Here is a 10389-nt window from a genome sequence, read left to right on the forward strand (position 1 = left end):
ATCGCACTTAGTTTAGGTAAGGGCGATCGCTCTTCACTGCGGTAGAGGGATAGAATCGGCGATCGATAACTGAAAATTTGACTAAAGAAAGGCGAAGCTGCTTTGCAAAATCGCCTTCTTCCCCTAATTTTTGTCCGTACCTTTTAGGCAACGCAGATTGTGGATATTGAGTCTAGAATGTCCGGTAGCTATCGTAACAAGAACGTCCTCCATCGCCCACCCAAGTACCCTTGCCCGGATGCTTATTTTCACAAACCTCATTGAGATGATGAGGCTCAGTTTTCCAATCAGGGTCATTGATGGTTCGATTTAGTGTAACGCTTCCATTCGGCACTGGTCCCTGCATTCCGCCTTGTACACCGAATTGAGTTTGTCCAGTAGATGCCCGTCTCAAACACAAAACACGGTCACTCTCAGGCTCGATGCGAAAAGATGTATTTTGATCATACGTCCTTTTACAAAAGCGCTCTGCATCCGACGGGTTTATATCAGAAATTTTGTAGGTAACTCGTCTTTGTCCTGGTAGTAGTGGTAAGTCTTCTGGTCTTATTTGAGCGAAAGCAGCTTCACCGATCGCGCTAGTTGCTACTAACGCGCAGACTGCTGAAGACATTAGTGTATTTAGCCAAGATGTTCTGAACATATTTTTCACGTTTGATTTGCTAATAATGGCATTTGGCGTTTTAAGCCTCTACCTAAAGTTAGGTATTTCCTTAAAAGGCTTGTAGAAAATTATATTAATATTTTTTATTATTGCCTACTATAAAAAGTATCTTTGGGTATTCATTTTAAAACCTTTTTTGTTAGGATAAAAATATTTTAAGTAGCGATGTGGTAGTAAAAAGTAGTAAAAAGTAGGAAAAAGTGGGATAATGGCTACAACATTAACATCTGCATGACCTATGGACGTTCAAGAAGTATTGAAATTAGCGGATGAACTAGCGGTGGACAAAACAGGAAAATATTTGGATGACATTCAAAAAGATACGCTCCGAGGTATTTGGGAACGCAAGAAATACTTGGAGATAGCAAAAGCTTCCAACTGTAGCGAGACTCACATTAAAAAAGTAGCTTCCAAGTTATTCAGACTATTCAGAGACAGACTAACTGATAAAAAACTTAAAAAAACTAACTTTCGAGCAACAATGGAAAGGTATGAAATTTCTCAATCCTCTAATTTCGTAAACTTTAATATTGTACAAAAAAGTAACATCAATAACTTCTGTACAGAAACCTCACACCCTCCAAAAACTCCACAACACTCACCCCCAACACAAACCTCGAATCAAGACGACACCCAACAAAAACCGCGACTTGATTTAAGAGATGCACCGGAGATCAGAACATTCTACGATCGCCCCAACTCACCCCTCACCGCCCTCGAAAACTCGATCGCACACCAAAACTGCCGCCTCCTCACCATCACAGGCATGGCAGGCACCGGCAAAAGTGCGATCGCCCGTAACCTCATCCCCCAAATTCAAACTCAATTCGATCGCATCATCTGGCGCAGTCTCCGCACCTCCCCACCCCTTGAAACAACCCTCAAAACCCTCATTCAATTTCTCTCAAATCAACACCCCCCCAACCCCCCCTTACCAAGGGGGGGTGAAGAGGGGGTTTTCCCCGCCAACCCCGATGCTCAATTGTCAATCCTAATAGAAACATTGCGCGAAAATCGCTGTCTCATCCTCCTCGATGACGTGCAGCAAATTCTCAGTAGCGGGCAACTTGCAGGACATTATAAACCCGGATATGAAAACTACGGAACCTTATTTAAACTTATCGGCGAAATTCCCCACAATAGCTGCTTAATTCTCAATAGTTGGGAACCACCCTCAGACATCCTCACATTCACCGACGATAATTCAGCAGTACGTTTATTGCAGTTAACCGGTTTAGGTGAAGCCGCAACAGAAATTCTTAGAGAAAAAGGTTTATTGGATGAAGAAACCTGGCCTGAATTGATTAACCTTTATCAAAGTAATCCCCTATGGTTAAAATTAGTCGCTCAAACCATTAACAACTTATTTAGCGGTAGAGTATCTCAATATTTAAGTTATCAACCAGTCTTTTTAGGTGACGAATTGACACCGATATTGCAGCAGCACTATCAGCGGTTGTCGGGAATAGAAAAACAGGCGATTTCGCAACTTAGTAATGAAATAGAACCAGTTTCCTTTCCCCAATTCATGGCAAAATGTCAAGGTTCGCAGCGCGAATTATGTCAAGCAATTCAATCTTTAGACCGACGGGGAATGATCGAAAAATTGAGCGGTGAAACTGAAACTGTTTTCACGATTGCACCTGTGTTAAAACAGTATGTTAAAATGGTGGCAGAATAGTCTTAAATATCTCGCTAAATGAGATAAGACCACGATCGCAACTCCTACCCAACCTAAAATAATGCTCACTTTCGATCGATTCATCAAGCAACTTCCAGATGAAGACGGACGCTATGAACTGGTTAATGGAGAAATTGTCAAAATCTTACCAACAATCAGACTCCACGAAAATGTAGCTGATTTTATTGAAAATACGTTCTACGACGAAGTAAAACGACTCAACCTTAATTACAGAATATCTGGTAGAATTGTAGTCAGGACATTAACCGCAGATCGTAAAGAACAAGGCCGCCATCCTGATGTGACAGTAGTAGACAAAACCCTCTGGGAATCGCAGCCCTTCGCCTATTCAGCACTAACTGAACCTCCACAATTAGCAGTAGAAGTTGTCTCGACAAATTGGGAAGATGATTATATCGACAAGCTGGATGAATATCAGCGGCTGGGAATTTCTGAATACTGGATTGTCGATTATTTAGCTTTGGGAAGCAGAAACTATTTGGGAAACCCGAAAGAACCGACTGTTTTTGTTTATCTGCTTGATGAAAATGAAGTTTATCAAATGACTGCTTTCCGAGGGAGCGATCGCATTATATCCCGAACTTTCCCAGAATTAGCATTGACAGCAGAGCAAGTATTGGATGTATGATATTAAATCCAGCTTAAATATCGGTTTATCTCTTAGTCTGCGAAGGCAGACTTCGTTTGTGTAGACGCGGTTTCAACCGCCGAAATACTCAAGATTTTTTGGGCTAACAAGCGCGATCGCACAACGCTCAGATCCGGTTGAATATCCAACAAACGCTGACGCACGGAATCGGCTAATTGCTCGCGATAATTGAGATAAGCTTCTACTGCTTCTTGGTGTCGGAGATAATAGCCGATCGCACTATAGACATCAGACAATGACACAGTTGAATAACGCTGCACAATAGATTCCGGCGACGCACCATCCTGAAAAGCTCGAATCACCAATTCCAGCAAAACTCTTGAGTTTCCCACCCGAATAGCACCTGTTGCATCTTCTCGGAAAGGAGGCGCTTCAACTTCCAAAACAAGATTCATTTATTAATATCCCCCAAAATCACTATAGTATTTTTTCGATTCACTCTTAACATTATAGCTAACTTATCTCGCTTGTCTGCGAAGGCAGACTTCGTGTGTGCAGATGCGATTGAAACCGCCGGAATACTGGTTTATGAACAGGCATCTTGCCTGTTCCACAAGAAAATTCACTCTTTGTGGAACAGGCATCTTGCCTGTTTCTGACGAACTTTTCCCTTCCCTCAAACTACGATCGCATCGCCTGTTTTTGCTCCGCCTTCAAATCGCGGTTGCTAGCAGCAGCCAACTCCGCATCCAACAGCGTCTTACCAGTCGCAGCCAAATACACATCATCCAAACTCGGCCGAGATTGAGCAATCCCAAAAGTAGGCAATCCCGCATCTTTCAAAGCTTGCTGAATAGTCACCAGCGCATCGCTTTGCGGTGTTACTACTAAATTGAGAGAATTTCCTTGAGCCGTATTGACAATTACTTCCTGCACGAAAGGCAAAGATTGCATCAGAGTTTTAGCTTTTTCGGCTTCTTCCATCGGCGAAAACTCCCGAATCCGCAAAGTCACCCGATCGCCCCCAACCCGATTTTTCAACTCCTCCGGCGTACCCTCAGCAATTACTGTACCCTTGTCAATAATCGCCACGCGATCGGCCAAAGCATCAACTTCTTCGAGATAATGGCTGGTAATCAAAACCGTCGTACCTTCCTCCCGCAAGCGCCGCAGGAAATCCCACACCACCACCCGGCTTTCAATATCGAGCCCGACAGTCGGTTCGTCTAACACCAAAACATCCGGCTGGTGAAGCAACCCAGCAGCTAAGTCAAGGCGTTTGCGGATACCGCCGGAATAAGTACCCGTCTTTTTATTTTCCCACTCCTCCAAACCGAGGAGTTTCACCATTTCGTCAATCCGCCCTTTAATCGTATTGCGCGGCAAATGGTAAAGCGCTGCTTGCAGTTGCAGGAGTTCCCGCCCCGTCAGCACCTTATCAAGAGCAACTTCTTGGGCGACATAGCCTAGTCTTTGTCTGGCAATTCTCGGCTGACTGACAGCAGAAATGCCAGACACTTCAATGCGTCCGCTATCGGGCGCACTCAAAGTACAAAGTACCCGCAGGGTTGTGGTTTTGCCTGCGCCGTTGGGGCCTAGCAAACCAAATATTTCCCCCGGTTCTACCTTGAAGGAAACATCTTTAACGGCTTCTACAGTGCCGTAGCGTTTCTGAAGATTTTCAATTAAAACGGCGGGAGCCATATATTTTGGGGATGAACTGGTTGTTAATATTTTGACACTTCTGAGCTCAAATTGCCGGAATGGTCGATCGACCTATACGACTCGGTGTGCTTGTAACGATCGCACAATCCTCCTCAACCGGAAACTGCTTATAGTTTTGATTTTTAATATCCGTTTAAAAAATCTCAGCTTTATAGCGGTTCCCAACCCTGATATTCATCAGTTTTCCCACTATTTAATCTCCCATCTCAAATCATGTCCGGTCAATTAACCATGATTCCTGTAGGGGCCCGTGAGCCAAGATATTGAATAGAAACGGGAAAATCTGTAAACCCGCCCTGGCCTTTAATCGCGGTCAATCGATCGGACATGATATCAAATCCAAAAAATTATGAGTTTTGAGTTAATTCTAACTTTGCAGTTAACAACTCAAAACTCACAATTGTTCAACAAGTAGAGATGCACCCGAAACCTGTTATTTTATAATTATCTCTACCTATAGGCTGATGTGTAGCGAGATTTTGATAATTAACACACTGGTCAAACACATCACACTTTCGAGCCAACTATTAAACACAAAAAACTTCCCGAATTGGCAAGTTCTCCTTGTAACGAGTTCCCAAAAAATGTAACTGTAGGCTCGTGAGCTCAATCCCGATAGTTATCAGTCATCACCAATTCTTTAATCGAAAATCGAAAATCGACAATCGAAAATGGTATTAACTCCTTTACAGAGAGTGGTTGCCAGGTCTTTAATCGACAATTTTTACCCAACCGCGGCGAACGTTGTACAGCAGTCGGTTGATGATGGCATACTCATCTTCATTCAATGTTCTTTCTAAGAGTGCCGATCTGAGCTGTCTCCGGTCGTGGCGAGTCACGACACTGGAGAACATGACCTGACCAAATAACTCTTCGAGTGTCATTTGGGATACTGACATGATAAACCTCCTACTTGATTGAGACAGATAAAATTTTAACAGGCTTGTTGTATTTGTATTATGCACTCTGGGAGCGACTTCAAAGGCGATCGAAAACATTGACACAGTGTGATTTTTTGGTTAAAAATCTGTGACCGAGACTTGGATCGGCAGTGACTTGGATCTCTTAAATTGGTGATGCTTGTCACTAAAGTCAGAGGGAAAAAGTCAGAAGTCAGAAGGAAGAGGGAAAAAGACCATCAAGCCCGATCGCCCTCAAAAAATCTCCATCCCGTCCTCATGGCTTCTCAACCTCATTTTTCCATCTTCCAATTTTCCAGCTAATTGAGGCATCGGTCAATAGTCGCCACAACCGACTCGGCCAACTCTTTGAGCGCGTAACCCCCCTCCAAACCAAAGGCGATGCGGCGGGTGATTTGCAAGCAGTATCCGGTGAAAGTACCGTAATCTGACGGCGCCAGAGTCATACTCGCCAGTGGATCGGACGCAGTAGCGTCATAACCAGCGCTGACAATCAACAAATCCGGTTCAAATTTGGACAAAAAAGGCACGACAAGAGATTCAAAGGCGCTCAGGTATTCAGCAATGCCACTGCCAGGATAGAGGGGAATGTTCAGCACGTTGTCGTAGGCACCTCGCTCCTCGGCATCTCCCGTTCCCGGATAGCAAGGAGATTGATGCAGGGAACAGTAGCCAATTTGCCGGCAGCTTTCCACCAAAGATTGAGTGCCGTTGCCGTGGTGCACGTCCCAGTCAAGGACGGCGACGCGGTTGATTCCCGGCTGTTCCAGGGCGTAGTGAGCGGCGATCGCAGCATTGGAAAACAAGCAAAAACCCATCGCGCGGGCGTTTTCAGCGTGGTGTCCCGGCGGCCTGGCCAGCACAAAAGCCGGTTCCCCCGCAACCACCACTCGATCGACCCCATCGAGCCAAGCACTCGTCGCCAGCAGCGCTACGTCGTAACTTTCAGCAGAAATCGGCGTATCACCGTCGAGGTAGCCGCCTCCCCGATGAGCCAAATGTTCGATTTCTTTGATGTATCTTTGCGAGTGAACTTTTTTGATAGCCGATAACAGTTGTTGTTCGCGCTGCGCCACTGGGGTGGGCAGTTGCCACTCAATTTGATCCGCCCAAGGAGCAGCTTTCAGAGCGTTGACGATCGCCGTTAAACGTTCTGGTCGCTCTGGGTGAAGCATTCCAGTCTTGTGCAGCAAGAAATCTTCGGAGTAGATGACGGGTAGCATCGGCTGATTTTAGATTTTAGATTTTAGATTTTAGATTTTTAGTTAGCTTTAAGAAGGCCTTCGGTTTTGTGAAATTAAAATTTCGATCGAGTAACCATTTTAATTTCTTAGATGGCCGTCAAAAAAACTCACGAAAGCATGAAACCCGATCGCCTAAAAAAACCTTTTTAGCTTTTGCCAACTGCTGACAAAATCACCAACTGACAAATTATCAATTGTGCTGGTTTCGTCCCTTAATTTTTCTGGCAACTTTCCCATAAATTCCAAGGCAAATTGTGATATAATTTCAGGAGTAATTGGCAATATTTGGCAGCTCTACTGAATCCAAACCGATTTTATCGCATTTTTGAGATTTATAGCCGTCAAATTTAAATTTTTAACGGAGTTTTTCAACCTATGAGCACCTCTGAGTCGCGGATAATCCCGACGGATCTGGGTAATGAGATGTCCCGATCGTACTTGGAATACGCCATGAGCGTAATAGTCGGTCGGGCGCTACCAGATGCCAGGGACGGTCTCAAGCCCGTTCACCGACGCATTCTCTACGCCATGAACGAATTGGGCTTGACTCCCGATCGACCTTTCCGCAAATGCGCCCGCGTCGTGGGGGAGGTGCTGGGCAAGTATCACCCGCACGGAGATACAGCGGTTTACGACGCCCTGGTGCGGATGGCTCAGGATTTCTCCATGCGGGAACGCCTGATCAACGGCCACGGCAACTTCGGCTCCGTTGACAACGACCCGCCCGCTGCCATGCGGTACACCGAATGTCGCCTCACAGCCTTGACTAGCGACTCCATGCTGCGCGACATCGACTCGGAAACAGTTGATTTCGGCGACAACTTCGACGGTTCCCAGCAAGAACCCCTTGTACTCCCGGCACGCATCCCCCAAATTTTGCTCAACGGTTCCTCCGGGATTGCTGTAGGGATGGCCACCAACATTCCGCCCCACAATTTAGGCGAAATAATTGACGGTTTAGTAGCACTAATTCACAATCCAGCAATTACTGACCTGGAATTGATGCAGTACATCCCCGGCCCGGACTTTCCCACCGGAGGGCAAATTCTGGGTAGAGGCGGCATTCGCGATGCTTACACCACCGGGCGCGGTTCGATTACAATGCGCGGAGTCGCCGGCATTGAAACCATCGAACATCCCGGCCGCCCCGACAAAGAAGCAATTATTATCACCGAATTGCCTTACCAAACAAACAAGGCAGCCCTAATTGAGAAAATTGCCGAACTTGTCAACGACAAAAGATTAGATGGTATTTCCGACATTCGCGACGAAAGCGATAGAGACGGAATGCGGATCGTGATCGAACTCAAGCGCGACGCCTATCCCCGCGTCGTCCTCAACAACCTCTATAAACAAACACCCCTCCAAGCCAACTTTGGAGCCAATATGTTAGCGCTAGTAAATGGGGAACCCCAACTACTTACGCTCTCCCAATTCCTCAATGTCTTCCTAGACTTCCGCATTGAGACAATTACTCGCCGGACTCAATACGAGCTCCGCAAAGCAGAAGAACGCGACCACCTTCTGCAAGGCTTATTAATTGCCCTAGACAACTTAGATGCAATTATTCACCTAATTCGCGCCGCAGCCGACTCCGCAGCAGCGAAACAAGAATTGATGGATAATTACGGTCTTTCGGAACAGCAATCAGACGCAATTCTGCAAATGCAGTTACGGCGTTTGACAGCATTAGAAGCGCAAAAGATCCAGCAAGAACACGAAGAACTGCGAACTAAAATCGCCGATTTGGAAGATATCTTAGCGCGTCGGGAGCGCATCTTAGAAATCGCCGAATTTGAAGCAGTCGAAATCCAAACCAAAATCGCCACTCCTAGGCGCAGCGTCATCGAACACGCCGAAGGAGAAATCGATGAAAGAGATTTAATTGCCAACGAACAAGCAATTATTCTGATCACCGAGCAAGGCTACATCAAGCGGATGCCAGTCAGCACTTTCGAGGCCCAAAGTCGCGCTACTCGCGGCAAAGCAGGCGCGAAAATGAAAGAAGACGATGGAGTAGAACATTTCCTTTCCTGCTGCGATCACGATAGCGTTTTGTTCTTCAGCGACAGGGGCGTAGTTTACTCTGTCAAAGCTTATCAAATCCCCGTCTGTTCCCGGACAGCCCGCGGCACTCCCGTGGTGCAACTGCTGCCGATTCCTATAGAAGAAAAAATCACTTCTATGGTTTCAGTCACAGAATTCACCAGCGAAGAATACTTGGTAATGTTGACTCGCGGCGGCTACATCAAGAAAACCGCACTTTCAGCTTTTGGCAACATCCGCACTAATGGATTAATCGCCATTTCTCTAGAAGAAGGCGACCAACTGCGCTGGGTGCGGAGAGCAAAAGTTGGTGACAGCATCATCATCGGTACGCGCCAAGGCATGGCAATTCATTTCCGCACTAATCACGAACAGTTGCGCCCAGTCGGCCGCGCGACGCGGGGTGTAAAATCAATGAAATTGCGATCGGGCGATGAGTTGATTAGCATGGACATTTTGCCCAGTTCAATAGTTGCCGAAATTGCTGAATTGGAAACTGAAGACTCCGAATTTGAGGGAGCTAATATTGCTCAATTAGAAACGGACGAAGCGGAATTTGAAGGGGCAGAAAGTGCTGAATTGGAAACGGAAGATGAAGAATTAGAATTGCAAGCAGAGGAAATTGAAGGCGAAGAGGTTGAAGAAATTTCGACAGTTAGCAGCGAAGTTCCTTCGGTGTTGGTAATCACCACCAACGGCTACGGCAAGCGGGTTCCTGTTTCTCAATTCCGCCTACAAAGACGGGCAGGCAAAGGATTGACGGCTACTAAATTTAAGTCGAAAAAGGGTAAGGATCAGGTAGCAGCCCTGCGAATTGTCAACGAAGATGACGAATTGATGATCATTACCAACCGAGGTATTATTATCCGTCAGGCGGTGAGTGCAATTTCTACTCAATCGCGCACAGCAACGGGTGTGCGGGTGCAGCGGTTAGATGAGGATGATTCGATCGTAGCTGTGGCTTTAGTGCCGGCTGCTGGTGAAGAATCGGCGGAAGAATCGGAATCTGAGGAAGTGGCAGAATAGTCCTAGGTTAATAGTTTGTAAGGTGCGCGCTGCGTACCTTACTGCTGAATGGTAAAAATGCGATCGTCCATACTCTGAAGTTTTCCCTCAAAAGTCAAAGATTTTTTCCGGTGAGGTAATGATGAGTCAACTCCAAACCTCAACTACTAACCGATACCTGGATTACAGCGACTTGGGATGAATATATAGAAATTATTAAACAGCCGGAGTACGATCGAGCAAAATCCTACTACTACAACGGACTATTGAGGATTGAAATGGCAGCCGTCGGGCCAGATCATGCTGATGACAACGGAGTTATCGTCATCTTAATCAATTTATTGGGCATTGCTAAAGGTATAAAAATGAGACTGCTGGTCAACTGTAGCTACGCCAAAACAGGTGTCAGAGGCGCTCAACCTGATGCTTCTTAGGAATGAGAATTAAATAACTTCCACTCTTGAAAGTGGGATGGGCGTCCCGCCCGTCCTTTT

At 46.0% G+C, this 10389-nt stretch carries 9 protein-coding genes; 4 read left to right on the top strand and 5 right to left on the bottom strand.

Translation table 11 applies throughout. The annotated features are described in order from the left end of the window. Window positions 1-172: 172 nt before the first annotated feature. On the bottom strand, window positions 173-346 hold the full coding sequence (locus QUB26_RS21015; RefSeq protein ID WP_333319551.1) for a hypothetical protein: 174 nt from the start codon (window positions 344-346) through the stop codon (window positions 173-175). 556 nt (window positions 347-902) lie between these two features. Here QUB26_RS21015 and QUB26_RS21020 point away from each other — a divergent pair. Both QUB26_RS21020 and QUB26_RS21025 read left to right on the top strand, forming a co-directional pair. Continuing rightward, entirely contained in the window at window positions 903-2345 is a 1443-nt protein-coding gene (locus QUB26_RS21020; RefSeq protein ID WP_333319553.1) for an NB-ARC domain-containing protein, read from the top strand. A 61-nt stretch (window positions 2346-2406) separates the two neighbouring features. Then, complete coding sequence (locus QUB26_RS21025) at window positions 2407-2994, top strand: Uma2 family endonuclease (protein ID WP_333319556.1); 588 nt, start codon at window positions 2407-2409, stop codon at window positions 2992-2994. A gap of 32 nt (window positions 2995-3026) precedes the next feature. On the opposite strand, the gene QUB26_RS21030 is transcribed toward QUB26_RS21025, so the two are convergent. The 4 genes from QUB26_RS21030 to QUB26_RS21045 all read right to left on the bottom strand — a co-directional run bounded on the left by QUB26_RS21030 (window position 3027) and on the right by QUB26_RS21045 (window position 6823). Further along, window positions 3027-3410 carry a DUF433 domain-containing protein gene (locus QUB26_RS21030; protein ID WP_333244245.1) on the bottom strand — a complete coding sequence of 128 codons (384 nt, stop codon included), beginning with the start codon at window positions 3408-3410 and terminating at the stop codon, window positions 3027-3029. 226 nt (window positions 3411-3636) lie between these two features. Beyond that, window positions 3637-4659, bottom strand: coding sequence for an ATP-binding cassette domain-containing protein (locus QUB26_RS21035; protein WP_333319558.1), 1023 nt, complete (start codon window positions 4657-4659; stop codon window positions 3637-3639). A gap of 731 nt (window positions 4660-5390) precedes the next feature. After that, window positions 5391-5579, bottom strand: a complete 189-nt coding sequence (locus QUB26_RS21040; protein WP_015175516.1) for a hypothetical protein — start codon at window positions 5577-5579, stop codon at window positions 5391-5393. Window positions 5580-5899: 320 nt separating this feature from the next. Beyond that, window positions 5900-6823 carry a histone deacetylase gene (locus tag QUB26_RS21045; protein ID WP_333244251.1) on the bottom strand — a complete coding sequence of 308 codons (924 nt, stop codon included), beginning with the start codon at window positions 6821-6823 and terminating at the stop codon, window positions 5900-5902. Window positions 6824-7219: 396 nt separating this feature from the next. Here QUB26_RS21045 and gyrA point away from each other — a divergent pair, with 396 nt between their 5' ends. Further along, entirely contained in the window at window positions 7220-9916 is a 2697-nt protein-coding gene (gyrA, locus tag QUB26_RS21050; RefSeq protein ID WP_333244254.1) for a DNA gyrase subunit A, read from the top strand. 245 nt (window positions 9917-10161) lie between these two features. Next, complete coding sequence (locus QUB26_RS21055; RefSeq protein WP_333319560.1) at window positions 10162-10329, top strand: hypothetical protein; 168 nt, start codon at window positions 10162-10164, stop codon at window positions 10327-10329. Window positions 10330-10389 lie beyond the last annotated feature (60 nt).

It is taken from the genome of Microcoleus sp. B4-C1 (assembly GCF_036705285.1).
Lineage (GTDB): Bacteria > Cyanobacteriota > Cyanobacteriia > Cyanobacteriales > Microcoleaceae > Microcoleus.